25 protein-coding genes are annotated in these 26,424 nt (G+C 53.7%); 12 read left to right on the plus strand and 13 right to left on the minus strand.

The annotated features are described in order from the left end of the window. From fdnG to fdhE, 4 genes are all read left to right on the plus strand, one after another. A partial coding sequence (gene fdnG / locus LDK53_RS04180) for a formate dehydrogenase-N subunit alpha (protein WP_225284654.1) occupies positions 1-2,446 on the plus strand: 2,446 nt, incomplete at its 5' end. A 12-nt stretch (positions 2,447-2,458) separates the two neighbouring features. Further along, a complete protein-coding gene (fdxH, locus tag LDK53_RS04185) occupies positions 2,459-3,361 on the plus strand; it encodes a formate dehydrogenase subunit beta (protein ID WP_025759554.1) in 903 nt (300 codons plus the stop codon). Further along, a complete protein-coding gene (gene fdoI, locus LDK53_RS04190; protein WP_045285696.1) occupies positions 3,358-3,993 on the plus strand; it encodes a formate dehydrogenase cytochrome b556 subunit in 636 nt (211 codons plus the stop codon). The genes fdxH and fdoI overlap by 4 nt, the downstream gene beginning before the upstream one ends. After that, positions 3,990-4,919 carry a formate dehydrogenase accessory protein FdhE gene (gene fdhE / locus LDK53_RS04195; RefSeq protein WP_025759557.1) on the plus strand — a complete coding sequence of 310 codons (930 nt, stop codon included), beginning with the start codon at positions 3,990-3,992 and terminating at the stop codon, positions 4,917-4,919. Before fdoI ends, fdhE begins: the two co-directional genes overlap by 4 nt. A 39-nt stretch (positions 4,920-4,958) precedes the next feature. Here fdhE and LDK53_RS04200 read toward each other — a convergent pair whose 3' ends face one another. The 7 genes from LDK53_RS04200 to typA form a co-directional block, all read right to left on the minus strand. Next, positions 4,959-5,330, minus strand: coding sequence for a type II toxin-antitoxin system VapC family toxin (locus LDK53_RS04200; protein WP_225284657.1), 372 nt, complete (start codon positions 5,328-5,330; stop codon positions 4,959-4,961). Positions 5,331-5,332: 2 nt separating this feature from the next. Then, a complete protein-coding gene (locus tag LDK53_RS04205) occupies positions 5,333-5,575 on the minus strand; it encodes a ribbon-helix-helix protein, CopG family (RefSeq protein WP_059386317.1) in 243 nt (80 codons plus the stop codon). 249 nt (positions 5,576-5,824) lie between these two features. After that, a complete protein-coding gene (fabY, locus tag LDK53_RS04210; RefSeq protein ID WP_225284658.1) occupies positions 5,825-6,766 on the minus strand; it encodes a fatty acid biosynthesis protein FabY in 942 nt (313 codons plus the stop codon). 44 nt (positions 6,767-6,810) lie between these two features. Next, positions 6,811-7,248 carry a D-aminoacyl-tRNA deacylase gene (gene dtd / locus LDK53_RS04215; RefSeq protein WP_008501836.1) on the minus strand — a complete coding sequence of 146 codons (438 nt, stop codon included), beginning with the start codon at positions 7,246-7,248 and terminating at the stop codon, positions 6,811-6,813. Beyond that, positions 7,245-8,126, minus strand: a complete 882-nt coding sequence (locus tag LDK53_RS04220) for a virulence factor BrkB family protein (protein ID WP_045285692.1) — start codon at positions 8,124-8,126, stop codon at positions 7,245-7,247. The genes dtd and LDK53_RS04220 overlap by 4 nt, the downstream gene beginning before the upstream one ends. Next, positions 8,120-8,719 carry a glucose-1-phosphatase gene (yihX, locus tag LDK53_RS04225; RefSeq protein WP_047959731.1) on the minus strand — a complete coding sequence of 200 codons (600 nt, stop codon included), beginning with the start codon at positions 8,717-8,719 and terminating at the stop codon, positions 8,120-8,122. The genes LDK53_RS04220 and yihX overlap by 7 nt, the downstream gene beginning before the upstream one ends. A 131-nt stretch (positions 8,720-8,850) precedes the next feature. Then, complete coding sequence (gene typA / locus LDK53_RS04230) at positions 8,851-10,674, minus strand: ribosome-dependent GTPase TypA (protein WP_008501854.1); 1,824 nt, start codon at positions 10,672-10,674, stop codon at positions 8,851-8,853. A gap of 376 nt (positions 10,675-11,050) precedes the next feature. Here typA and glnA point away from each other — a divergent pair, with 376 nt between their 5' ends. The 4 genes from glnA (at position 11,051) to LDK53_RS04250 (ending at position 15,325) form a co-directional block, all read left to right on the plus strand. Continuing rightward, a complete protein-coding gene (glnA, locus tag LDK53_RS04235) occupies positions 11,051-12,460 on the plus strand; it encodes a glutamate--ammonia ligase (RefSeq protein ID WP_008501856.1) in 1,410 nt (469 codons plus the stop codon). A 170-nt stretch (positions 12,461-12,630) separates the two neighbouring features. After that, positions 12,631-13,680 carry a nitrogen regulation protein NR(II) gene (gene glnL / locus LDK53_RS04240; RefSeq protein WP_045285690.1) on the plus strand — a complete coding sequence of 350 codons (1,050 nt, stop codon included), beginning with the start codon at positions 12,631-12,633 and terminating at the stop codon, positions 13,678-13,680. Positions 13,681-13,691: 11 nt separating this feature from the next. Next, the gene (glnG, locus tag LDK53_RS04245) at positions 13,692-15,104 is read left to right on the plus strand and encodes a nitrogen regulation protein NR(I) (protein ID WP_020883985.1); all 1,413 of its coding nucleotides are present in this window, start codon (positions 13,692-13,694) and stop codon (positions 15,102-15,104) included. 110 nt (positions 15,105-15,214) lie between these two features. After that, on the plus strand, positions 15,215-15,325 hold the full coding sequence (locus LDK53_RS04250) for a YshB family small membrane protein (RefSeq protein ID WP_032670298.1): 111 nt from the start codon (positions 15,215-15,217) through the stop codon (positions 15,323-15,325). Between the two features lie 67 nt (positions 15,326-15,392). On the opposite strand, the gene hemN is transcribed toward LDK53_RS04250, so the two are convergent. Then, positions 15,393-16,766: an oxygen-independent coproporphyrinogen III oxidase gene (gene hemN / locus LDK53_RS04255; RefSeq protein ID WP_059386318.1), complete on the minus strand. Its 1,374-nt coding sequence runs from the start codon at positions 16,764-16,766 to the stop codon at positions 15,393-15,395. A gap of 188 nt (positions 16,767-16,954) precedes the next feature. Further along, entirely contained in the window at positions 16,955-17,467 is a 513-nt protein-coding gene (gene yihI, locus LDK53_RS04260; protein WP_025759565.1) for a Der GTPase-activating protein YihI, read from the minus strand. A gap of 579 nt (positions 17,468-18,046) precedes the next feature. Here yihI and yihA point away from each other — a divergent pair. Next, on the plus strand, positions 18,047-18,676 hold the full coding sequence (yihA, locus tag LDK53_RS04265; RefSeq protein WP_045285688.1) for a ribosome biogenesis GTP-binding protein YihA/YsxC: 630 nt from the start codon (positions 18,047-18,049) through the stop codon (positions 18,674-18,676). A 310-nt stretch (positions 18,677-18,986) separates the two neighbouring features. On the opposite strand, the gene polA is transcribed toward yihA, so the two are convergent. After that, positions 18,987-21,779, minus strand: a complete 2,793-nt coding sequence (gene polA, locus LDK53_RS04270) for a DNA polymerase I (RefSeq protein ID WP_225284663.1) — start codon at positions 21,777-21,779, stop codon at positions 18,987-18,989. 440 nt (positions 21,780-22,219) lie between these two features. Here polA and LDK53_RS04275 point away from each other — a divergent pair, with 440 nt between their 5' ends. Continuing rightward, complete coding sequence (locus tag LDK53_RS04275; RefSeq protein WP_025759568.1) at positions 22,220-23,128, plus strand: acyltransferase; 909 nt, start codon at positions 22,220-22,222, stop codon at positions 23,126-23,128. A 23-nt stretch (positions 23,129-23,151) separates the two neighbouring features. Here the strand turns inward: LDK53_RS04275 and dsbA are convergent, their stop codons facing one another. The 3 genes from dsbA to LDK53_RS04290 all read right to left on the minus strand — a co-directional run bounded on the left by dsbA (position 23,152) and on the right by LDK53_RS04290 (position 25,134). Continuing rightward, positions 23,152-23,775 (minus strand): thiol:disulfide interchange protein DsbA, encoded by a 624-nt coding sequence (gene dsbA / locus LDK53_RS04280; RefSeq protein WP_095452421.1) that lies wholly within the window; start codon positions 23,773-23,775, stop codon positions 23,152-23,154. 27 nt (positions 23,776-23,802) lie between these two features. Further along, the gene (locus LDK53_RS04285) at positions 23,803-24,789 is read right to left on the minus strand and encodes a serine/threonine protein kinase (protein WP_225284664.1); all 987 of its coding nucleotides are present in this window, start codon (positions 24,787-24,789) and stop codon (positions 23,803-23,805) included. 75 nt (positions 24,790-24,864) lie between these two features. Further along, the gene (locus tag LDK53_RS04290) at positions 24,865-25,134 is read right to left on the minus strand and encodes a YihD family protein (RefSeq protein WP_003861904.1); all 270 of its coding nucleotides are present in this window, start codon (positions 25,132-25,134) and stop codon (positions 24,865-24,867) included. Positions 25,135-25,202: 68 nt separating this feature from the next. On the opposite strand from LDK53_RS04290, the gene mobA reads away from it, so the two are divergent. Next, positions 25,203-25,787 carry a molybdenum cofactor guanylyltransferase MobA gene (gene mobA, locus LDK53_RS04295; protein ID WP_155031887.1) on the plus strand — a complete coding sequence of 195 codons (585 nt, stop codon included), beginning with the start codon at positions 25,203-25,205 and terminating at the stop codon, positions 25,785-25,787. Continuing rightward, positions 25,784-26,287, plus strand: a complete 504-nt coding sequence (gene mobB / locus LDK53_RS04300; protein WP_225284665.1) for a molybdopterin-guanine dinucleotide biosynthesis protein MobB — start codon at positions 25,784-25,786, stop codon at positions 26,285-26,287. Before mobA ends, mobB begins: the two co-directional genes overlap by 4 nt. The last annotated feature ends 137 nt before the right edge of the window (positions 26,288-26,424 follow it).

Here is a 26,424-nt window from a genome sequence, read left to right on the forward strand (position 1 = left end):
AAGTCTTGCTCCAACATTTGGTCGCGGTGCGATGACCAACCACTGGGTCGACATCAAGAACGCCAACCTCATTGTGGTGATGGGCGGTAACGCCGCTGAAGCGCACCCTGTCGGGTTCCGCTGGGCGATGGAAGCCAAAATCCACAACGGTGCGAAACTGATTGTGATCGATCCCCGCTTTACGCGTACTGCGTCGGTGGCGGATTTCTACACCCCTATTCGTTCAGGTACTGACATCACTTTCCTGTCAGGCGTCTTGCTGTACCTGATGACCAACGAAAAATATAACCGCGAATACACCGAAGCCTATACCAACGCCAGCCTGATCGTGCGTGAGGATTACCACTTCGAAGATGGCCTGTTCAGCGGTTATGACGCCGAAAAACGCAAATACGACAAAACCAGCTGGAACTACGAGCTGGACGAGAAAGGCTTTGCGAAGCGCGATACCACCCTGCAACACCCGCGCTGCGTGTGGAATCTGCTGAAAGAGCACGTCTCCCGCTACACGCCGGAAGTTGTCGAGAACATCTGTGGTACACCGAAGGCGGACTTCCTGAAGGTGTGCGAGCTTATCGCAGAAACCAGCGCGAAAGATAAAACCGCGTCGTTCCTGTACGCCCTCGGCTGGACGCAACACTCCATCGGCGCACAGAACATCCGTACCATGGCGATGGTTCAATTGCTGCTCGGTAACATGGGGATGGCAGGCGGCGGCGTAAACGCCCTGCGTGGTCACTCCAACATTCAGGGCCTGACTGACCTCGGCCTGCTGTCTCAAAGCCTGCCGGGCTATATGAACCTGCCAAGCGAGAAACAGACCGACCTGCAAACCTACCTGACGGCCAGCACGCCTAAACCGCTGCTCGAAGGCCAGGTGAACTACTGGGGCAACTATCCGAAGTTCTTCGTCTCGATGATGAAAGCCTTCTTCGGCGACAAAGCGACGGCGGAAAACAGCTGGGGCTTTGACTGGCTGCCGAAGTGGGACAAAGGTTACGACGTTCTGCAGTACTTCGAGATGATGCACCAGGGCAAAGTGAACGGCTATCTGTGCCAGGGCTTTAACCCGGTTGCGTCGTTCCCGAACAAGAACAAGGTTGTTGAGTCGCTGTCGAAACTGAAGTTCCTGGTGACGATTGACCCGCTCAATACCGAGACCTCAACGTTCTGGCAGAACCACGGTGAATCGAACGATGTCGACCCATCGAAGATTCAGACCGAAGTGTTCCGCCTGCCATCGACCTGCTTCGCGGAAGAGAACGGCTCTATCGTCAACTCCGGACGCTGGCTGCAGTGGCACTGGAAAGGCGCGGACGCCCCGGGTATCGCCATGAACGACGGCGAAATCCTGGCCGGTATCTTCTTACGCCTGCGTAAGATGTACGCGGCTGAAGGCGGCGCGAACCCGGAACCGGTCCTGAACATGACCTGGAACTACTCAACGCCAGAAAATCCAGCGCCGGAAGAAGTGGCGATGGAGAGCAACGGTAAGGCGCTGGCGGACGTTATCGACCCGGCCACCGGCACCGTGCTGGCGAAGAAAGGCGATCAGCTCAGTACATTCGCGCACCTGCGTGATGACGGTACCACCTCCAGCGGCTGCTGGATCTTTGCCGGTAGCTGGACGCCGAAAGGCAACCAGATGGCCAACCGCGATAACGCCGACCCGTCAGGTCTGGGCAATACGCTGGGCTGGGCATGGGCATGGCCGCTCAACCGCCGTATCCTCTATAACCGCGCATCCGCTGACCCGCAGGGCAACCCGTGGGATCCAAAGCGTCAGCTGCTGAAGTGGGACGGCGCGAAATGGGGCGGCGTGGATATTCCGGACTACAGCACTGCACCGCCGGGTAGCGATGTCGGGCCGTTTATTATGCAGCCTGAAGGGATGGGACGTCTGTTTGCTATCGATAAGATGGCGGAAGGGCCGTTCCCGGAACACTACGAGCCGTTTGAGACGCCGCTGGGCACCAACCCGCTGCACCCGAACGTGGTCTCTAACCCGGCAGCCCGTATCTTCAAGGGCGATTTCGACGCGCTGGGGAAAAAAGACAAGTTCCCGTATGTGGGCACCACTTATCGTCTGACCGAACACTTCCACTACTGGACCAAGCACGCGCTGCTTAACGCCATCGCGCAGCCGGAACAGTTTGTGGAGATCGGCGAGAAGTTGGCGAACAAGCTCGGCATTGCCCATGGCGATACCGTTAAGGTCTCTTCTAACCGTGGCTACATCAAAGCCAAGGCCGTAGTGACCAAGCGTATTCGCACGCTGAACGTTCACGGCCAGCAGGTGGATACCATCGGTATTCCGATTCACTGGGGTTATGAGGGCGTGGCGAAGAAAGGGTTCATTGCGAACACCCTGACGCCGTTCGTCGGCGATGCGAACACTCAGACGCCGGAGTTTAAGGCCTTCCTCGTGAACGTGGAAAAGGTGTAACGGAGACGACTTATGGCTTATCAATCTCAGGACATTATCCGTCGTTCCGCGACTAACAGTTTCACGCCCGCGCCTCAGGCGCGGGACCACCAGCAGGAAGTGGCTAAGCTCATCGACGTGACCACCTGTATTGGCTGTAAAGCCTGTCAGGTGGCGTGCTCGGAGTGGAACGACATCCGTGACGAAGTGGGTCATAACGTCGGGGTGTACGACAACCCGGCGGATCTGACCGCCAAGTCCTGGACGGTGATGCGTTTCTCTGAAGTAGAGCAGAACGACAAACTGGAATGGCTTATCCGCAAAGATGGCTGTATGCACTGCGCGGATCCGGGCTGCCTGAAGGCGTGCCCGTCAGAAGGGGCTATTATTCAGTATGCGAACGGTATCGTCGACTTCCAGTCTGAGCAGTGCATTGGCTGCGGCTACTGCATCGCGGGCTGTCCGTTCAACGTGCCGCGACTGAACCCGGAAGACAACCGCGTCTACAAATGTACGCTGTGCGTCGACCGCGTTAACGTCGGCCAGGAGCCTGCCTGCGTGAAGACCTGCCCAACCGGCGCTATCCACTTTGGTTCAAAAGAGGATATGAAAACGCTGGCGGCAGAGCGCGTGGGGGAGCTGAAAACCCGTGGTTACGACAACGCAGGCCTGTACGATCCGGCCGGGGTTGGCGGTACACACGTGATGTACGTTCTGCATCACGCCGACAAGCCGAATCTGTATCACGGCCTGCCGGAGAACCCGGAGATCAGCGCCACCGTGAAATTCTGGAAAGGCATCTGGAAACCGCTGGCAGCGGTTGGTTTTGCTGCCACCTTCGCAGCGAGCATCTTCCACTACGTCGGCGTCGGGCCGAACCGCGCGGAAGAGGAAGACGACAACCTGCATGAAGAGAAAGACGAGGTGCGCAAATGAAAAAACGTGACACCATCGTGCGCTACACCGCGCCGGAACGCATCAACCACTGGATCACCGCCTTCTGCTTCATGCTGGCGGCGATAAGCGGGCTGGGGTTCTTCTTCCCCTCCTTCAACTGGCTGATGCAGGTACTGGGAACGCCACAGCTGGCGCGCATCCTTCACCCGTTCGTGGGTGTGGTGATGTTTGCCTCGTTTATCATCATGTTTTTCCGCTACTGGCACCATAACCTAATCAATCGGGATGATATCTTTTGGGCGAAGAATATTCGTAAGATCGTCGTCAACGAGGAAGTAGGTGACACCGGGCGTTATAACTTCGGCCAGAAATGCGTATTCTGGGCGGCGATTATCTTCCTGGTCCTGTTGCTGGTCAGCGGCGTGATCATCTGGCGTCCGTACTTTGCGCCTGCTTTCTCAATCCCGGTGATCCGATTCGCGCTGATGCTGCATTCATTTGCCGCAGTGGCGTTAATTGTGGTTATCATGGTGCATATCTACGCCGCCCTTTGGGTAAAAGGCACCATTACCGCGATGGTGGAAGGCTGGGTAACCAGCACGTGGGCGAAGAAACATCACCCGCGCTGGTACCGAGAAGTTCGCCAGAAACAGGAAAAGTCATCTGAATGAGTATTCGCATAATCCCGCAAGATGAGCTGGGGTCGAGCGAGAAACGCACGGCGGAATATATTCCGCCGTTGTTATTCCCCAGACTCAAGAACCTCTACAACCGCCGCGCAGAGCGTCTGCGCGAGCTGGCAGAGAACAACCCGCTGGGCGATTTTCTGCGTTTTGCCGCGCTGGTTGCCCATGCGCAGGAAGTGGTGCTGTACGACCATCCGCTGCAAATGGATCTGACCGCGCGCATCAAAGAAGCCAACGCTCAGGGCAAGCCGCCGCTCGATATCCACGTCCTGCCGCGCGATAAGCACTGGCATAAGCTGCTGCATTCGCTGATTGCCGAGCTGAAGCCTGAGATGAGCGGTACCGCGCTGGCGGTCATCGAGAATCTGGAGAAAGCGTCCGAGCAGGAGCTGGAAGAGATGGCGAGCGCGCTGTTCGCGTCCGACTTCTCACAGGTCAGCAGCGATAAAGCGCCGTTCATCTGGGCTGCGCTGTCGCTTTACTGGGCGCAAATGGCAAGCCTGATCCCCGGCAAAGCTCGCGCCGAATACGGTGAAGCGCGTCAGTTCTGCCCGGTGTGTGGCTCCATGCCGGTCTCAAGCATGGTACAAATTGGCACCACCCAGGGGCTACGTTACCTGCACTGCAACCTGTGTGAAACCGAGTGGCACGTGGTGCGTGTGAAATGCAGCAACTGCGAGCAGACCCGCGATCTGAACTACTGGTCGCTGGAAAACGAAGACGCGGCGGTGAAAGCCGAAAGCTGCGGTGACTGCGGGACCTACCTGAAGATTCTGTATCAGGAAAAAGATCCGAAAGTTGAAGCGGTCGCTGACGATCTCGCCTCGCTGATTCTGGATGCGAAAATGGAGCAGGAGGGCTTTGCCCGCAGCTCTATCAACCCGTTCCTGTTCCCGGGTGAAGGGGAGTAATTCCCTGTGACAGTGCCGGGCGGCGCGTGCTTGCCCGGCCTACAGTTGATAAGGTAAAACTACTCCGGCGATCCCCTGAAAGTCTTTGGTATTCCGGATGATTAACGGGCAATTTCTGCTTTGAGCCGTCGCTAAAATAATGGCATCCGGAAGCTTCATGCCATGCCGCTCGCGGAGCATTACGCTTCTTTCTGCGATATCTCGGTTTACCTCAATAATCTCAAAAGCGCCCATTAACGCCGCTGTTTTCGCTTCATGGCCATACTTGCGTGCCCCCACCATGACTTCCATCCAGGTGATGAGACTGATCGCTCGGTGCGATGCAGCGCTTTCGATTGTATTTGCTGCCTCGACACGATTATTGAAAAGGTCGATCAGGATATTGGTATCAAACACCGCCATGTGTTCCATACCTACCACTCCTCACGCAACTTACGTTCATACTCAAGCCCATCTTCCTGCTGGTTTCCCCACAAGCCAAGCGCATCGCGAATAATCGAAGAACTCTGCTGGTCGAGATACTGCTCAATTGCTTCACGCAGTAATTCGGCACGAGGTTGGTTACGTAGCTGTTTGAGGTTATCGAGACGCTGAATAACGTCATCCGACAAATCGATCAGGATCCTGCCCATGTTAAGCTCCGCCAACAAACTCATATATCACCTTAGTATATCATTATTGTCCATTTTTAAGGCAACATACGCTTTCTGTAATCCGGATTAAAGCACCAGCCAGGCTTTTCCCTGGTATTTGCGAGCCGCTTTCCAGATCAATGAGTTCACAAAATTTGTTGTTTTCATCCGCATGAAACCAGGCTATAAACTGTATATTAATACAGCGAAAAGAACGTTACTATGGCAATCGCCTGGCGGATCAACTCCGCCCGGCGATAACATCGGGGAACCTTACTCCTCCTCGTTCCCACCCTCTTCATATGCGCCAAAAGGCTTCGCCGGAAGAACGATATAGGTGCCTTCAAACACCGCTCCCGGTGTTTTATCTCCAAACAGTTCAACCTGCATCTGTACGCGGGCCTTGCGACCGCGTGCCAGACGGTCCAGATCACCACCCAGTGAACCCAGATCGGCCACGGCGCTCGGCTTGCCGCTTATCGGGGCGCTATAACGGATGTGCGCATCGGCAAGAATGATCGTGCCGCCCAGATGGCGATCGCGCAGCATTAGCCAGATAAGCCCCCAGCCGGTGAGCGTGGCGAGCGAAAACAGGCTGCCGGCAAACAGCGTGTGGTGCGGGTTCTGATTGCCGGTTTCCGGCATGGTGGTAATGAATTTTTGCCCGGTGTACTGCTGAATACGCACGCCCATTTTTTCACTGAGCGGAATGTGCTGATACCAGGCCTGCTGGAGCTGTCCGCACCAGTCGGCGCGATGGAGGATATCGTCCAGCGTGGCGATGGGTTTAATCATCAAAAAGTGGCGAATTGGCGTGGTTTGCGGGGTCGTGATCTCCCCCTGATTCACAAAACCGAGCTTGGCAAAGAACTCGACAGCATCTTCACGGGCGCTACAGGTGACGCGCTTAACGCCTTCCTGGCGGGCAACGGACTCCAGGGTCATCGCCATCAGCGTTCCCAGACCTTTGTCCTGCACGGAGGGATGAACCGCCATAAAGCGAATAGAGGCTTCGTTATCGGCGTTGATATACAAACGCCCGACGGCGACGAGGTTCCCCTCTTCGTCCATCACCATCTGATGGTGGGCCATCGCGTCCCAGGCGTCACGCTCAGACCCTTTAGGCTGATGTAATGGCTTGCGCAGCATTTCCCAGCGGAACTGGTAATAAGCTTCTAACTCTTCTTCCGTTTGCGGTACTCGAAGGTGATACATAGCTGTACTCTCTCTTGTTACCCGCGGCCACGCCGCCAGCTGGCTCATACCTGGAGCCAGAATGTGACGGGGCCATCGTTCACCAGCGAAACCTGCATATCTGCAGCGAATCGTCCGGTTTGCGTATTCATTTCCTGCTGGCGACAACGCTCAACAAAGTATTCATAAAGTGCTTCTGCACGATCCGGCGCGGCGCCTTTAGAGAAACTCGGGCGCATGCCGCGCTCGGTATCGGCGGCCAGCGTAAACTGGGAAACCACCAGCACGCTGCCGCCCGCCTGCTGAACGTTCAGGTTCATCTTGCCTTCCGCATCGCTGAAAATACGGTAGCCCAGCACGCGCTCACACAAGCGGTTAGCTTTTTGTTCGTCATCATCCTTTTCGACACCTAACAACACCAAAAGTCCTGGGCCAATTTCACCCGTCACCTCTCCCTCCACGGTGACGCTGGCACGGGTTACGCGCTGTATCAATGCAATCATGGTTGGTCTGCTTCTTGTTGTTTTTCAGCTTCTGCTGCTTTTTTAAGTTCGCGGTATACGCCGAGAGTGACAGTTATTTCCGCACCAAGCAAGACGATACACCAGGTCCAGTAAACCCAGACAAACAAAATAGGGATCACCGCCAGCACGCCATAAATCAGCTGATAGGACGGGAACATGGTGATGTAAAGGGCAAACCCCTTCTTGCCCAGTTCGAAGAGCACCGCCGCCACCAGCGCGCCAACAACCGCATCACGGTTAGGCACGCGCGTGGTCGGCACCACGCTGTAGAGCAACCAGAAAGAGAGCCACGACAAAATCAGCGGGAAGATACGCAACACGTTATCAATGGCGCCGTTGAGATCGCTGGCCCAACGCAGTGAAAGCAGATACGAACTGATCGCCAGACTCGCACCGGCCAGCAACGGCCCAAGCGTAAGGATCATCCAGTACACGGCAAAGGAATACACCTTTGGCCGTGTCTTTTTACTCCGCCAGATAGTGTTCAGCGCGTTATCAATGGCGTACATCAACAACAGCGCCGTCACGATAAGGCCGCACGCCCCCACTGCCGTCATCTTGCTGGAGTTAGCCACAAACTGCTCAATGTAGTTCTGTATGACATCCCCGGTTGCGGGAATGAAATTGGCGAAGACAAAATGGCGAAGCTGCAGGCTGACGTCGGCAAACATCGGAAAAGCGGAAAACAGGGCAAAGATAACCGCCACCAGCGGCACTAATGAGAGCAACGACACGTAGGCGAGGTTACCTGCCAGCGTGGTCATGTTGTCCTCATCAATGCGGTGCCAGAGCAGTTTCAGCCAGGCCCTGAGCGGGCGAGTATGGTGCGTGGCTTTTTGATGAACGGTTTTTAGCATAACTGCTTCGCAAAGTAGTTTGGTATCGTCTCTTTTCCGGTCACCAGAACAGACGTGATACCCAACTGGTTAGCTCCCTCTATATTATCGGCATTGTCGTCGAAAAAGACCGCATCGGCCGCGGTAAATCCTTCCGCCTGGAGAACAGCCTGATAAATTCGCGCTTCAGGTTTACGCATTCCCATCTCTTGGGAGAGGTAGATTTTGTCTGCGGCGGCCTTAACCTCAGGGTACTCCTCAGGCCAGAACGTGGTGTGCAAGCGGTTGGTATTCGACAGCACAACCACCCGGTGGCCCTGCTCGCGCAATTTATGCATGATGTCGATCACCTCGGGCCGTATGGCGACAAAAACCGCCTGCCAGCCGTGGGAAAACTGCTCGTAGCTTAACGGTAGATCCATCTCCTGGCAGAAACGTTCCGCGAATTCTTCATCGCTGATCTCACCGCGCTCATGCTGGTGGAAGGTCTCGCCCATTGTGAAATTCTGCTTTAACGTCGCCAGCGGAACACGGCTAAAATCGCTCCATGCGCCCAGCACCCGATTGAAATCGATATCGACGATTACGTTTCCTAAATCAAAGATATAAAGCATGTTTATCTCCTGCTCGCCGTGGAAAAGTAACTGTAGCGGGAAAGATAAGGTTTGGCTATGGAGTCCACGCCGGGTTGAAAAAGAAAAACCCCGCCACAAGGACGGGGTTTTGTTGACCAGAGAGGAGTGAATTACTCTTCTTTCGCACCGCGCATTGCACGTTTACGATCGTTCTCGGTCAGGTGACGTTTACGGATACGGATAGACAGTGGCGTCACTTCTACCAGTTCGTCGTCGTCGATGAATTCCAGAGCCTGCTCCAGGGTCATCTTGATCGGTGGAACCAGAACCGTTGCTTCGTCAGTACCGGACGCACGCATGTTGGTCAGTTTCTTACCGGTCAGGCAGTTTACGGTCAGGTCGTTAGAACGACTGTGAATACCGATAATCTGGCCTTCATAGACTTCAGCACCGTGGCCCAGGAACAGCTTGCCGCGATCCTGCAGACCGAACAGCGCAAACGCAACCGCTTTACCCTGACCGTTGGAGATCAGTACGCCGTTGTTACGCTGGCCCACTTCACCCGGACGCACGTCGTCGTAGTGGCTGAAGGTAGAGTACAGCAGACCGGTACCAGAGGTCATGGTCATGAACTCAGAACGGAAGCCGATCAGGCCACGGCTTGGGATCACGTAGTCGAGACGTACGCGGCCTTTGCCATCTGGATTCATGTTTTTCAGGTCGCCTTTACGCTCACCCAGCGCCTGCATCACAGAACCCTGGTGCTGCTCTTCAACGTCCAGCGTCACGTTTTCGAACGGCTCTTGTTTACGGCCGTCGATTTCGCGGAAGATAACTTTCGGACGGGAAACCGCCATTTCGAAACCTTCACGACGCATGTTTTCAATCAGAACAGACAGGTGCAGCTCGCCACGACCAGAAACGCGGAATGCATCAGCGTCTTCGGTTTCTTCAACGCGCAGCGCAACGTTGTGCACCAGCTCTTTGTTCAGGCGGTCAAGGATCTGACGAGAGGTAACGAATTTACCTTCTTTACCACAGAACGGAGAGGTGTTGACGTTGAAGAACATGGTAACGGTGGGTTCATCAACAGACAGGGCTGGCAGCGCTTCCACGTTCTGCGGATCGCAGATGGTGTCAGAGATGTTCAGCTCGCCCAGACCGGTGATAGCGATGATGTCGCCCGCTTCAGCCAGATCGCTGTCGATACGCTCCAGACCCAGGTGAGTCAGCACTTTGCCGACTTTACCGTTACGGGTTTTGCCTTCGCTATCGATGATAGTAACCTGCTGGTTTGGCTTCACTTTACCGCGTTTGATACGGCCGATACCGATGACGCCAACGTAGTTGTTGTAGTCCAGCTGGGAGATCTGCATCTGCAGTGGACCATCCAGATCAACATCCGGTGCCGGTACGTGATCGACAATCGCCTGATACAGCGGGGTCATGTCTTCCGCCATATCTTCGTGATCCAGACCCGCGATACCATTCAGAGCCGAAGCGTAAATGATAGGGAAGTCCAGCTGTTCGTCGGTCGCGTCGAGGTTAACGAACAGGTCGAATACCTGATCAACAACCCAGTCAGGACGTGCGCCAGGACGGTCAACCTTGTTGATAACAACAATAGGTTTCAGGCCATGGGCAAATGCTTTTTTGGTCACGAAGCGCGTTTGCGGCATAGGGCCGTCAAAGGCGTCAACCACCAGCAGCACGGAATCCACCATGGACATCACGCGCTCAACTTCACCACCGAAGTCGGCGTGCCCTGGGGTATCAACGATGTTGATACGGTAGTCATTCCATTTAATAGCGGTGTTTTTCGCGAGGATGGTAATCCCACGCTCTTTCTCCAAATCGTTGGAGTCCATCACACGCTCTTGAGTTTCGGCACGCGCATCAAACGTACCGGATTGCTGCAGCAGCTTATCAACCAGGGTAGTTTTACCATGGTCAACGTGCGCGATGATGGCGATGTTACGCAAATTTTCGATCACAACTTTGCCTCAGGCATTAGAAATAGCGCGTTATTGTACACGGATTAATCGCACTACAAAACAGGATCACAAACATCCTCCGCAAACAAGTATCGCAGAGATGCTTTGTGATCGCTTTCACGGAGCGAAAAAGGGCACTTTAACGAAAATTGCACCAATATGGTGCTCGGTGTTCACACTGAAGCACTATACTGGTGCAACATAACCATTGTGGTGCAGCCCTTTTGCACTATGGTGCGCATGATAACGCCTTTTGGGGGTGTTTTAAAAGTTGGCACAGATTTCGCTTTATAAAAAATACATGGCAACAGCCAGTACAAACAGAAACTGAAGACCTCGTTACCACGACGACAATGACCAATCTGGAGAGTTAAGTATGTCCGCTGAACACGTTTTGACGATGCTGAACGAACATGAAGTGAAGTTTGTTGATCTGCGCTTCACCGATACCAAAGGTAAAGAACAGCACGTCACAATCCCTGCTCATCAGGTGAACGCCGAATTCTTCGAAGAAGGCAAAATGTTTGACGGCTCCTCCATTGGTGGCTGGAAAGGCATTAACGAATCCGACATGGTTCTGATGCCAGATGCAACCACTGCGGTCATTGATCCGTTCTTCGAAGAACCAACTCTGATTATCCGTTGCGACATCCTCGAGCCAGGCACCCTGCAGGGCTACGACCGCGACCCACGCTCTATCGCGAAACGCGCTGAAGAGTACCTGCGTTCTACCGGCATCGCAGACACCGTTCTGTTCGGGCCAGAGCCAGAATTCTTCCTGTTCGATGACATCCGTTTCGGCGCGTCTATTTCTGGTTCCCACGTTGCTATCGATGACATCGAAGGCGCATGGAACTCTTCCACCAAATACGAAGGTGGTAACAAAGGTCACCGTCCTGGCGTGAAAGGCGGCTATTTCCCGGTTCCTCCGGTCGACTCTGCACAGGACATTCGTTCCACCATGTGTCTGGTGATGGAAGAGATGGGCCTGGTTGTTGAAGCGCACCACCACGAAGTGGCAACGGCTGGTCAGAACGAAGTGGCTACCCGCTTCAACACCATGACCAAAAAAGCGGACGAAATTCAGATCTACAAATACGTTGTGCACAACGTTGCGCACCGTTTCGGTAAAACCGCGACCTTCATGCCAAAACCGATGTTTGGCGATAACGGTTCCGGTATGCACTGCCACATGTCTCTGTCCAAGAACGGTACCAACCTGTTCTCTGGCGACAAGTATGCCGGTCTGTCTGAGCAGGCGCTGTACTACATTGGCGGCGTAATCAAGCATGCTAAAGCGATCAACGCCCTGGCGAACCCAACCACTAACTCCTACAAGCGTCTGGTCCCGGGCTACGAAGCGCCAGTGATGCTGGCTTACTCTGCGCGTAACCGTTCTGCTTCTATCCGTATCCCGGTGGTGGCGTCTCCTAAAGCGCGTCGTATCGAAGTTCGCTTCCCGGATCCAGCGGCTAACCCATACCTGTGCTTCGCAGCACTGCTGATGGCGGGTCTGGACGGTATCAAGAACAAGATCCACCCAGGCGAAGCGATGGACAAAAACCTGTACGACCTGCCGCCAGAAGAAGCGAAAGAGATCCCACAGGTTGCTGGCTCTCTGGAAGAAGCCCTGCAGGCGCTGGACGCAGACCGCGAGTTCCTGACTGCAGGTGGCGTATTCACTGACGACGCTATCGATGCTTACATCGCCCTGCGTACCGAAGAGAACGACCGCGTGCGCATGACTCCGCATCCGGTTGAGTTCGAACTGTACTACAGCGTTTAATTAAGTTGTTTTACCCGGCGTGACAAGCGCCGGGAGTAGTTGCCGTGGAAACTTTTAGCCCATCTCCGGATGGGCTTTTTTCTCCACCAACAACCTGATCTCACGCGCTTTTTACGCCGAAAACGCTATACTGCACTAAATTAGTGCAAACAACTCCAGGAGACTGCTGAATGGCAACTGGCACGCTGCCCGATGCTGGGCAGATCCTCAATTCTTTGATTAACAGCATTTTGCTGGTCGATGACGAGCTGGCCGTGCATTACGCCAACCCGGCGGCGCAGCAGCTGCTTGCCCAAAGCGCGCGTAAACTGTTTGGCACCCCGCTTCCGGAACTCCTGAGCTATTTTTCACTGAATATTGGCCTGATGCAGGAAAGTTTACAGGCGGGCCAGGGGTTCACCGATAACGAAGTGACGCTGGTGATCGACGGGCGCTCGCATATTCTGTCGCTTACCGCGCAACGTCTTCCTGAAGGATTGATCCTGCTGGAAATGGCGCCGATGGATAATCAGCGTCGACTGAGCCAGGAACAGCTTCAGCATGCGCAGCAAATTGCCGCCCGCGATCTGGTGCGGGGCCTGGCGCATGAAATCAAAAACCCGCTGGGTGGGTTACGCGGCGCAGCGCAGCTTCTGACCAAGGCGCTGCCCGACCCTGCGCTGGCGGAGTACACCAACGTCATCATTGAGCAGGCAGACCGTCTGCGTAATCTGGTTGATCGTCTTCTCGGGCCGCAACAGCCGGGAATGCATGTCACAGAAAGCATCCATAAAGTGGCTGAACGGGTGGTGAAACTCGTCTCTATGGAGCTGCCGGAGAACGTCACGCTGGTGCGTGATTACGACCCAAGCCTGCCGGAACTGGCGCATGACCCGGACCAGATAGAACAGGTCCTGTTGAACATTGTACGCAATGCGCTGCAGGCGCTGGGGCCGGAAGGGGGCGAGATTGTTTTACGCACCCGCACCGCTTTCCAGCTGACGTTACACGGCGTGCGCTACCGTCTGGCAGCCCGAATCGACGTTGAGGATAACGGGCCCGGTATTCCCTCGCATCTGCAGGATACCCTGTTCTACCCGATGGTCAGCGGGCGCGAAGGCGGGACCGGCCTGGGCTTATCCATTGCCCGCAGTTTGATCGACCAACACTCTGGAAAAATTGAATTTACCAGTTGGCCGGGACATACCGAGTTTTCGGTTTTCCTGCCGATTAAAAAATAAAGGTGACGTTTATGCAACGAGGGATAGTCTGGGTAGTCGATGACGATAGCTCCATCCGTTGGGTGCTTGAACGCGCGCTCACAGGGGCTGGATTAAGCTGCACGACGTTTGAGAGCGGCAGCGAAGTGCTCGACGCACTCACCACTAAAACGCCGGACGTGCTGCTTTCGGATATTCGTATGCCGGGTATGGACGGGCTGGCGCTGTTAAAGCAGATCAAACAACGCCACCCCATGCTTCCGGTCATCATCATGACGGCACACTCCGATCTGGATGCCGCGGTGAGCGCCTATCAGCAAGGGGCGTTCGATTACCTGCCCAAACCGTTTGATATCGACGAAGCCGTGGCGCTGGTTGAGCGCGCGATTAGCCATTATCAGGAGCAGCAACAGCCGCGCCATACGCCCGATTTTGGTCCAACGACAGACATCATCGGCGAAGCGCCGGCGATGCAGGATGTGTTTCGCATTATTGGCCGTTTGTCCCGCTCATCCATCAGCGTATTGATTAACGGTGAATCAGGAACCGGTAAAGAGCTTGTAGCGCATGCATTACATCGCCACAGCCCGCGGGCAAAAGCGCCGTTTATTGCCCTGAATATGGCGGCAATCCCGAAGGACCTGATTGAGTCCGAACTGTTCGGCCATGAAAAAGGGGCATTTACCGGTGCGAATACCATTCGCCAGGGGCGCTTCGAACAGGCTGACGGCGGCACGCTGTTCCTGGATGAGATCGGCGATATGCCGCTGGATGTCCAGACCCGCCTGCTGCGCGTGCTGGCCGACGGGCAGTTTTATCGCGTGGGCGGCTATGCGCCGGTGAAGGTGGATGTGCGTATTATTGCCGCGACCCACCAGAACCTGGAGCAGCGGGTGCAGGAAGGTAAATTCCGTGAGGATTTATTCCATCGCCTGAACGTGATTCGCGTTCATCTGCCACCGCTGCGTGAACGTCGTGAAGATATCCCTCGCCTGGCGCGTCATTTCCTGCAGGTGGCCGCCCGTGAGCTGGGCGTGGAAGCCAAACAGCTTCATCCGGAAACCGATGCCGCGCTTACGCGTCTGGCGTGGCCAGGCAACGTACGTCAGCTGGAAAATACCTGCCGCTGGCTCACCGTGATGGCCGCCGGGCAGGAAGTATTGATTCAGGATTTACCGGCTGAGCTGTTTGAAGCGACGGCCCCCGAAAGCAGTACCGGGCACGCGCTGCCGGACAGCTGGGCGACGCTGCTGGCACAGTGGGCCGACCGTGCGCTGCGTTCCGGTCATCAAAACCTGCTTTCTGAAGCACAGCCAGAGATGGAACGTACGCTGTTAACCACCGCGCTTCGTCATACCCAGGGCCATAAGCAGGAAGCCGCTCGCCTGTTGGGATGGGGACGTAATACCCTGACGCGCAAGCTTAAAGAGCTGGGTATGGAATAATATCAGCTCTTGTGTAAAGGTTATTAATTGAGCGCAAATTGCCGTTATTTTGCGCTTTACTGTTTCATTGAGTTTTGTATGATCGTGCCCGGAAATTGGGGGTGAACATCATGCTGGAAACACTGGTGAATATGCTCTCTAGCGGAGCCGCTGAAAGCCACACGCCACAAACCGCCGTTGCGGCTGTGCTGTGTGCGGCGCTGGTTGGGCTGTTTAGCTAACGAGCTGTCAATGAAAAGCCGGGTGGCGGTTACGCCTTACCCGGCCTACCTTTCGTGCTTTTGCGGCTTAAATCACCCGCGAGAACTGCTGCAAACGCGCTTTCTGCCGCAGGTAGGCGTCAAAACACATGCAAATATTACGAATCAACAGACGCCCTTTCGGCGTGACCTCAATCGCACTCTCCGAGACCGCCACCAGCCCGTCTTTCGCCAGCGGTGCCAGAAGATTCAGGTCTTCTGCAAAATAATCGCTGAACTGCAGATCCCATTGCGACTCAACATCGCTGAAATCGAGGCGGAAATTGCAGATCAGTGCCTTAATCACATCACGACGAATGCAGTCGTCACGCGTTAACGCTATACCGCGCCACAGCGCGTTTCCGGTCTCATCCACCTGCTGATAGTACAGCTTCAGCTCTTTCTGGTTCTGCGCGTAACAGTCGCCAATCATGCTGATGGCGGAGACGCCCATCCCCAACAGATCGGTATCGCCCTGGGTCGTATAGCCCTGGAAGTTACGGTGCAGTACCCCGTCGCGCTGAGCAATAGCCAGCTCGTCATCCGGACGGGCAAAGTGATCCATACCAATAAACTGATAGCCGGCCCCGGTCAGCGAGGTGATGGTCTCCTGCAGGATATCCAGCTTCTGTTGGGCGGAAGGGAGATCGGCGTCTTTGATTTTGCGCTGAGCCGCAAAGAGCGTCGGCAGATGCGCATAGTTAAAGACGCTCAGGCGGTCCGGGTTGAGTTCGGACACGCGCTTCAGCGTGAAGGCGAAGCTTTCCGGCGTTTGCTTTGGCAGGCCATAAATCAGATCGATATTGGTCGAAGTGAAGCCAATGTCACGCGCATGGTTGAGTAAGGCAAAGATAAATTCTTCGTCCTGCTCGCGGTTGACCAGACGCTGGACCTCTTTGTTGAAGTCCTGCACGCCCATACTCAGGCGATTGAAGCCTTCGGCGCGTAAATGATCCAGCACATCCAGCTCAATTTCGCGGGGATCGACCTCGATCGAGATTTCAGCATCATCGTTAAAATGGAAGTGCCCGCGCAGAAGCGTCATCAAACGGCTGATCTGCGCTTTATTCAGATAGGTTGGCGTGCCGCCGCCCCAGTGAAGTTGGCTGACGTGACGACCGGCAAACAGCGGCGCGCGATGCACAATTTCTTGTTCGAGCGCATCAAGGTATTGGTCGGCTTTGTGCTGCTGACGGGTCACAATTTTATTGCAGCCGCAGAAGTAGCAGAGCTTGTGGCAGAACGGAATATGGACGTAGAGCGACAGCGGACGCTCAGGATAGCGCGCGACAGCCTGCTGAAAATCATCCTCGCCGAAGGCGTCGGAAAACTCCAGCGCGGTAGGGTAGGACGTATAACGCGGCCCGGAATAGTTATACTTCTGGATCAGGGCCAAATCCCAGTCGATAGATGGTACAGACATGCTCACTCCTTCCGTTGGTGTCGCGTTCGTTTACGGCGGCCCGTTCTGGCCCCATTGCGGGCCATCAATCGGGTGCGCAGCCACTTCTGTCGCCGCGACAACCGCCGTAGTTTAACGAATAACCACACCAGATAACATACAACCGGAAGGGTTATAAGCAGGACTATCGTTCCTGCCGGGTGCAAATGTTAGTTTCCACCCTTCAGAAGACGCATCATATCTTCCTGCTTTTCTTCTTCTTCATCTTCGTCATCGTCGTATGACAGGCCCAGCTTCTGCATCAGCTCGTCGATACGATCCAGTTTAGCATCCACCCATGACTGCTCTTCCGCAGTCAGGGTTTCCCCCTCTTCAAGACGTTCCAGCAGCGCGTCCAGGCGCTCATCGTTCTCCAGCAAATCCAGCTCAGCCTGCGGTGAAAGCATAGGTTTCTCGCTCTTTGGTTTGTGCTGCTTAGTAACCGGGGTGTCTGTCACGCCCAGTGGAATGGGAGTTTTACTGCCGATACGTGGATCTTTCTGCGGCTTATTTTTAGCAGAAGCACCTGCTGTACCGCCACCGTTTGCACGGCTACCCGCCGCATGACCGCGATGTTTTTTATCGCGTTTGCGATCGCGCGCTTCCTGGTTCAGTTCTTCGCGCGTTTTGCGGCGTGCTTTGGCAGGGCGTTTAGCGCCCGCTGCGGAGGTCGGTTTTTTCATGATGTTTTATCTTTAAGTCGTTTTCTTCAGTATAGAATTGCGGCGAAATCTAGCAGAAAGCAAGCAAAGAAAAAAGGCGACAGAGCAATCTGTCGCCTTTTTTCCTGACTCACAACCCTTAGCGGGTCAGACATTCCTTGTTTGCCAACAACAAACCCTGTTTATCCCTTGGCTACTACCGTCCGTGATACGGTTCCCTTTCCTGTTAAAACGCCTCCAGGCGTTTGTCATCCTGACAATCCTGCGTCTTCGCCTCCTGGCGCTCCTGACCCTTATCCTTAAGTCATTATCCTGTTGGCTTCCTCGCCTTGCCGCATACTTTACCGTGTTCGCTTAAACTAACAAGCAACGAAACGGTACAAAAACGGATTTTCAGATAATTACCCGGAAATAAGATTATGATTTAAAACAGTTTGTCTTTTTTTACCCCTGCGATTTCTCTGAAATATCCCATAGTACTTATAGCCGATCTCTCACAGCGGCCAGGGCTTAAGCCTACAGGCGGAGTGCAATGAAAAAAGTCTTTTGCCCGCATTCAGGTATAATCCCCCGCAGATTACGATTTTTGGAGACGACCACGTGACTACCTGGAACTACCAACAGACGCATTTTGTCACCAGTGCGCCCGATATTCGCCACCTGCCTTCTGATACCGGTATCGAAGTGGCCTTTGCTGGCCGTTCAAACGCGGGAAAATCCAGCGCACTGAATACGCTGACCAATCAGAAGAACCTGGCGCGTACCTCAAAAACACCTGGCCGTACCCAGCTGATTAACCTGTTTGAAGTGGCCGATGGCAAACGCCTGGTCGACTTACCGGGTTACGGTTATGCCCAGGTACCGGAAGAGATGAAGATCAAGTGGCAGCGTGCGCTCGGTGAATACCTGGAAAAACGCATGTGCCTGAAGGGTCTGGTGGTGCTAATGGATATTCGCCACCCGCTGAAAGACCTCGATCAGCAAATGATCGACTGGGCTGTCGCAAGTGATATTGCCGTTCTGGTGCTGCTGACAAAAGCGGATAAGCTGGCGAGCGGTGCGCGCAAAGCGCAGGTGAATATGGTTCGCGAAGCGGTGCTGGCCTTCAACGGTGACGTACAGGTTGAGCCGTTCTCCTCGCTGAAAAAGCAGGGTGTGGACAAGCTGCGTCAGAAGCTCGACACCTGGTTTAGCGAGCTGGAACCCGCGACAGAAGCGGAAGAAGAGTGATACCGGGCGCGGCAATGGCCGCGCTTTTTTTACCTGAATTTTCTTTGCCACAATAAAAAACGCCCCAGTCATTACTGACTGGGGCGGCTAAAATATTCAGCCAAATCCGATTACGTGAAGTAAAAGGTCTGAAAGATAGAACATCTTACCTCTGTACCCTACGTCGCTAACTCTACCCCTTTTTTTGCCGCAGAAAAAGCACTTTTTGTAGTTTTTTTTCATTCTTTACATAGGGAATTCTAATGATCGTCACAAAACGCACATCGTTATGTTGCTAACTTACATAAAAAGCGCGTTATTGCCCGAACCGTTAGTGAGCCTGATCCCAGTTTTCACCACTTCCCACTTCCACCAGCAACGGCACGTCAAGTGTCATGCTGCTTTCCATCAGTTCGTGGATCTTCTTCGACACGGTATCAAGATCGTCTTTGTGCACTTCGAATACCAGTTCATCGTGTACCTGCATGATCATTTTCACGCGTGGCTTCTCCTGTTCCAGCCACGCATCCACCGCGATCATGGCGCGCTTGATAATGTCCGCTGCGGTTCCCTGCATCGGGGCGTTGATTGCTGCACGTTCTGCGCCCGCACGACGTGCCGCGTTGCTGGATTTGATGTCCGGTAAATAGAGGCGACGGCCATCCAGGGTTTCAACGTAGCCTTTCTCCTTCGCCTGAGCACGGGTGCGTTCCATATAGTCCAGTACGCCCGGATAACGCTCAAAGTAGAGATCCATATACTTCTGCGACTCTTTGCGCGGGATATTAAGCTGGCGAGAAAGACCAAATGCACTCATGCCGTAAATCAGACCGAAGTTGATCGCTTTCGCGCTGCGGCGCTGTTCGTTTGTCACGTTCTCCAGTGGCAGACCGAAAACTTCCGCCGCGGTCGCCCGGTGGATATCCTTCCCTTCGGCAAACGCCGTCAACAGCCCCTTGTCACGGGACAGGTGCGCCATAATACGCAGCTCAATTTGCGAGTAGTCTGCAGAAACAATCAGATAGTCATCGGGTGCAATAAAGGCCTGGCGAATACGGCGGCCTTCTTCGTTACGTACCGGGATGTTCTGCAGGTTTGGATCGGTTGACGAGAGACGACCCGTTGCCGCGACAGCCTGATGATAGGAGGTGTGTACACGACCCGTTTTCGGGTTGATCATCAGCGGCAGCTTATCAGTGTAGGTCGATTTCAGCTTCGCCAGACCGCGGTACTCCAGAATCACTTTTGGCAGCGGATAATCCAGCGCCAGCTCTTCCAGAACCTCTTCTGAAGTTGATGGCGCGCCACCAGGGGTTTTCTTCAGCGGTTTGATCCCCTGCTTTTCAAACAGAATGGTTTGCAGCTGTTTTGGAGAGGAGAGATTAAACGGCTCACCGGCAAGCTCATGCGCCTTTTGCTCAAGCTCGGTCAGGCGCTGTGCAAGCTCCCCGGAGTGGTTATGCAGTACCGTCGGGTCGATTTTGACACCGTTACGTTCGATGCGTGAAAGCACGGGAACCAGCGGCATCTCGATGTTCTGGAATACGTTCAGCGGCCCTTCATGCTTCTGCAGTTTTGGCCACATCTTCAGGTGTAGCTGCAGCGTGACATCAGCGTCTTCCGCCGCGTAGCGTCCGGCTTCTTCTAGAGCAATCTGGTTAAAGGTAAGCTGATTTTTCCCTTTACCGGCAATCTCTTCAAACGTGATGGTTTTGTGCTTAAGCCAGCGCTCAGAGAGGGAATCCATATCGTGGCGGCCCGCGACGCTATCCAGAATGTAGGATTCGAGCATAGTGTCAAAGGCAATTCCACGCAGTTCAATGCCGTAGTTTTGCAAAATGCCGCGGTCATACTTGAGGTTCTGCCCGACCTTCAGCGCCTTTTCGTCCTCCAGGATTGGCTTCAGCAACTCAAGCACACGGTCGCGCGAGATTTGCTCCGGCGCATCCAGATAATCATGCGCCACAGGAACATAGGCCGCAACACCCGGCTCTGTCGCAAAGGAGAGGCCCACCATATTGGCAGAGATGTTATCGAGACTGTCCGTTTCGGTGTCAAAAGCGAAGACAGGTGCCTTTTTCAGTTTCTCAATCCAGGCGATGAGCTGCGATTCTTCAAGAATGGTTTCATAGTTGTCGAAGGAAAGCGCCACGGCTTCTTCTTCCGCCTGCTCTTCGGCATCAATAACAATGGTTTCCTTCGGCTTTGCAGCAGGTTTGGCCCCTTTTGCCTGCAGCCATTTACCGGCTTCCACGTCAGTGGTCCAGCGTTTAAATTCGTATTTCTTAAACAGGCTCAGCAGCGCGTCAGCGGAAGGCTGTTGTACCTCCAGCTGTTCACAGCCCAGTTCCAGTTCGACATCGGTTTTGATGGTCGCCAGCTGATAAGAGAGATAAGCCACCTCTTTGTTCTCTTCCAGTTTTCCGGCCATGGTTTTTGCCCCACGGAAGGAGAGCCCGGCGATTTTATCCGACTCCGCGTAAAGCGTATCCAGCCCGCCCAGCCCCTGCAGCAGCGCCTGTGCCGTTTTTTCACCGACGCCCGGCACACCAGGGATGTTATCCGAGGAGTCGCCCATCAACGCGAGGAAATCGATAATCAGCTCTGGCGGCACGCCATACTTTGCGACCACCTCTTCCGGCCCCAGAATGGTGTTGGTCATGGTGTTAATCAGGGTGATCCCTGGCGTCACCAGCTGCGCCATATCTTTATCACCGGTGCTGATCAGTACCGGACGGCCCATCTTTTCTGCTTCACGCGCCAGCGTACCGATGACGTCATCCGCTTCAACGCCTGAGACAGCCAGCAGCGGCAGACCCATCGCTTTCACCATGGCGTGCAGCGGCTCAATCTGCGCACGCAGATCGTCAGGCATTGGCGGACGGTGGGATTTGTAATGCTCAAACAACTCATCGCGGAACGTTTTACCTTTCGCATCGAAAACGACGGCCGCATGGGTTGGCTGATACTGAAGGATCAGGCTGCGCAGCATATTCAGCACGCCGTACATTGCGCCGGTAGGTTCCCCTGCGCTGTTGGTCAGAGGAGGAAACGCATGGTACGCCCGATACAGGTAAGAAGAGCCATCGACGAGAATAAGAGGGTTTTCTGGGATCTGAACCATAATGTCCGTGCCTTTAATCAATTTATGCCTAAAGGATGCCACAGAAGGATGAAAACATCAGGTATTAGCGCCAGATACAGGAAAAGATTTTGCGATCGTCAGGATCGCTCGCAAAAATAAAACTGTGGATAAGTTTGTGTATATTTTCACTTCATATGAATAACAGACGCAAAAAAGACATATGGGATGATATTTAGATCTTAATAATCATATTGTTAGTGTGTTGGATCCTATCTATAGAGCCAACTGATGACAATTTAGTCTATGTGGATATAAGCCTTGATAAGCGAAGAATCATAGAGAAATCTTCTGCGCCAGGGTAAAAGCGGCCCACTCCTGACATGAAAGCGCCATTACTTTGTCTGTTTTCTGGTAAAATCAGCGCCCAGCGCCAAATAGCCGGCCGCTCATTTAAAGCTAACTACTTGAAAAGACTCATCATGTCGAGATTGCTCGCTGCAATAACTTTACTGTTAAGCATCATTTTAACTATCCTGGTGACTATCGCCTGCTCTGTGCCGATCATTATCGCCGGGATCATTAAACTGCTGCTGCCTGTCCCTGTGGTGTGGCGAGCCGTATCCGCATTTTGTAACTTCATGATGTACTGCTGGTGCGAAGGTCTGGCGATCCTGCTGCGCCTGAACCCGCATCTGAAGTGGGACGTCGAAGGGCTGGAAAACCTTAATAAAAAGAACTGGTATCTGCTGATCTGTAATCATCACAGTTGGGCTGATATCGTGGTGTTGTGTGTGCTTTTCCGCAAGCACATCCCCATGAACAAATACTTCCTGAAACAGCAGCTCGCGTGGGTGCCTTTTATCGGACTGGCCTGCTGGGCGCTCGATATGCCGTTTATGAAACGCTATTCGCGCAGCTATTTGATTCGTCATCCAGAACGTCGCGGCAAGGACGTGGAGACAACACGCCGTTCCTGTGAAAAATTTCGCGCGCATCCCACCACCATCGTGAACTTCGTTGAAGGATCCCGGTTTACACAAGAGAAGCGCCAGCAAACGCGCTCCCCTTATCAGAACCTGCTGCCGCCAAAGGCCGCGGGCATAGCGATGGCGCTGAATGTGCTGGGCGCACAGTTCGATAAACTGCTGAACGTCACGCTCTGCTATCCGGAAAACGATAAGACGCCGTTCTTCGATATGCTCAGCGGCAAACTGACGCGCATTGTTGTCCGTGTTGAGCTGGTGCCGATAGACGCTGAACTGCACGGTGACTACGTAAACGATAAAAATTTCAAACGTCGTTTCCAGCAGTGGCTTAATACGCTCTGGAAAGAGAAAGACGAACAGATAGACAATATAAAATCTTCATACAAAAACGCCGGTCAGTGACCGGCGTTTTTACATCAGTGAAATTACTTCTTCTCAACCAGGTATTTCACGGTATCTGCATACTGCTGTACGAAGATATCCATGCTGCTGGTGTCCATGCCCTGCATGTTCAGCTGATATTTGCCGTTAACAAACATCGCCGGAACGCCCTGGAGCTGGAGGTCAGCCGCCGCTTTTTCCTGCTGGGCAACCAGTGATTTCACTACGAAGCTGTTCCATGCTGCATCATACTCTTCACCTTTTACGCCGGCTTCAACGAACACTTTGCGGATATCCGCAGTGGTCTGAACGGTCTGGGTTTTCTGTACGGCTTCAAACATTGGCGACGTGATCTTATCTTCCACGCCCAATGCCATAGCCACCGCCCATGCCTGAGTCAGGTCTTTGCCCAGTGGACCCAGGAACTCAACGTGGTACTTGGTCATTTTGGTGCCTTCCGGCAGTTTTTTCTTCACGCTGTCAGAGACATGCAGCACCTGCTCAAACTGATAGCAGTGTGGGCAATAGAACGAGAAGAACTCCAGAACCTGTGGCTCGCCAGCGACCGGTTTGTCCAGCGTGATGTACTGTTTGCCGTCGGTAAACTGCGCAGCAGAAGCGCTAAATGCCAGAATCATACCTGCCAGCGCCAGCCAAATTTTTTTCATGATTAACTCTCTCCTGGGTGTGTCCAATTAATACATCGGCGTTAATTGCAGAGGGGGCTCCTGAAGAACCTTGACCTGCTCAGTAAATGTAGATATCTGGCTACGCCAGTAATCCTCTCCGGTAAGCCACGGGAAATTTCGAGGAAATGCGGGATCGTCCCAACGCCTGATTAACCATGCGAGATAATAAACAAAACGCATAGCACGTAAAGGCTCAATCAGGGCAATTTCGTCTGAATTAAATGGGCTAAATTCTTCATAGGCTTCAATAATGGTTTCAAGCTGCATGCGTTGCTCAGCTTTGTCGCCATTGAGCAGCATCCACAGGTCCTGAACCGCTGGCCCCATACGCGCATCATCAAGATCGACAAAGAGCGGGCCATCGCGCCAGAGAATATTTCCGGCGTGACAATCGCCATGCAGGCGCAGGACGGAAATATCATCACGCCAGCAGTTTTTCACCGCAGCAATAAGCTTATCGGTAGCGTTGAGGAAATCATCCTTTAGCGCAGTGGGGATCATGGCAGATGTTTCGAATATGCCACGTGGTTCAAGAAGGTATTCCTGAATGCCAATAGTCGGGCGGGCAATAAAGGCTTTTTTGCGCCCCGTCTGATGTATGCGCCCCAGATAGCGAGCCACCCACTCCATCTGATCGATATTATCCGCTTCAAACTGACGACCGCCCAGACTCGGGAATACCGCGTAATAAAACCCTTCGTGCGTCAGGAGCGTTTGGTTATTGAATTTTAGCGGTGCGGCAACGGGGACATCGTCATCCAGCAGATCGTGGGCAAACTGATGCTCTTCCTGAATCTGTTCTGCGGACCAGCGTTCAGGACGATAGAACTTTACGACGAAGCGCTGACGATCCTCGTCCTGGAATTGATAGACGCGGTTTTCGTAGCTGTTTAACGGTGTTAGCCCGGAATCCACCCGAATGCTCTGTTCAAACAGGGCATCCATAATGGTGTCCGGGTGTAATGTCTGGAAAGTAAAAGCCTGGTCGTTCATCCGATCATCCGGAAATTATACGAATGATTCAGGATATCATCTTGTGGCGATTTCGGTGCCGCCACTTACAAGCTTTTACTCTTTAATTACGCCTCGGGCGCGCAACAGCGCAGTCTTAAAATCTTCCTCATAATCTTTCTGAATACCAGGAATAACAGCATCTTTGGCAGAGTCACGCATTTTAAGATGATAGATCAGGATGTCGTCAGAAAGGTCTGCCAGTTCGCCGTCAAAACCTGACTCTTTCGCCAGTTTCTGTAAAAATTGCATCAGATTCAGCTCTGGCTCTTTTTGCCAGGCGGGCTGGAGGAGTTCAATAACTTCATTCAGACGTTTACATTTCATGGTGGTGCTCCTTTCATTTAGAGTGACACGTTAGCAGGGTCAATCCCACAATAAAAGAGGCGATATTCGTGAATCTTAACCAGGAAATCATTGGGGTCGTTCTGGCTGGCGGTAGGGCGACACGAATGGGTGGGAAAGATAAGGGGTTACAATGTCTGAACGGCAAACCTCTATGGCAATGTGTCGCAGATATACTCGCAGACCAGGTGACAACAATGGTCATCAGTGCGAACAGGCATATCGACACTTACCAGCGCAGCGGGTATGCCGTTTACCCGGATAACCTGAAAGATTATCCGGGACCGCTGGCCGGTATGCTTTCCGTTATGCAACAATCTCAGGGCGAGTGGTTTATCTTCTGCCCCTGCGATACGCCCTTTATTCCGTCCTGTCTTGTCGAGCGGCTGTTCCGGCTTCGTGGTACAGCGCCCGTGGTTTGGGTACACGACGGGGAGCGTGACCATCCTGCTATTGCGTTGATGCACCGATCGCTCGCACCTGCCCTGCAGGAGTACCTCACGGCAGGCGAACGCAGAGTGATGGTCTTTATGCGCGAGTCTGGCGGCCATTCCGTTGATTTTAGCGATGTGAAAGCAGCGTTTGTGAACGTGAATACGTGTGAAGAGTTGCAGATGATGCAGGAGAAAAGATGAGACCTGTTCTGGCTATTTCCGCCTGGAGTGGCACCGGGAAAACCACGTTGTTAAAAAAGCTCATTCCTGCGCTGTGTGCCAGAGGTATCCGTCCCGGACTGATCAAGCACACCCACCATAATATGGATGTCGATAAACCAGGCAAAGATAGCTATGAGTTGCGTAAAGCGGGTGCAGCGCAAACGATGGTGGCAAGTTCTCAGCGCTGGGCATTAATGACAGAAACGCCGGATGAAGCGCCTCTGGATCTCTCGTACCTGGTGAGTCGAATGGATCATTCCACGCTGGATCTGGTGCTGGTTGAGGGGTTTAAGCATGAGGCCGTGCCAAAGATCCTGCTGTTCAGAAGCGATGCCGGGCATGATGTCAGCGAATTAACGCTTGATGAGCATGTGATTGCCGTCGCCAGTGATGTTATGTTGCCGCTTGAGGTTCCGGTACTGAATTTAAATGATGTGGATGGGATTGCGGAATTTATTGTGGCGTGGAATGCGGCCTGACTAGCCGGGTGGCGGCTTTGCCTTACCCGGCCTACAAAATTCATTGGTTCAGAAACGCAAAAAGGCCATCCTTTCGGATGGCCTCTTCACTTGTTTGATGCCTGGCAGTTCCCTACTCTCACATGGGGAGACCCCAC

The sequence above is a fragment of the Enterobacter sp. K16B genome (genome assembly GCF_020216105.1).
In the GTDB taxonomy this organism is placed as follows: domain Bacteria; phylum Pseudomonadota; class Gammaproteobacteria; order Enterobacterales; family Enterobacteriaceae; genus Enterobacter; species Enterobacter sichuanensis.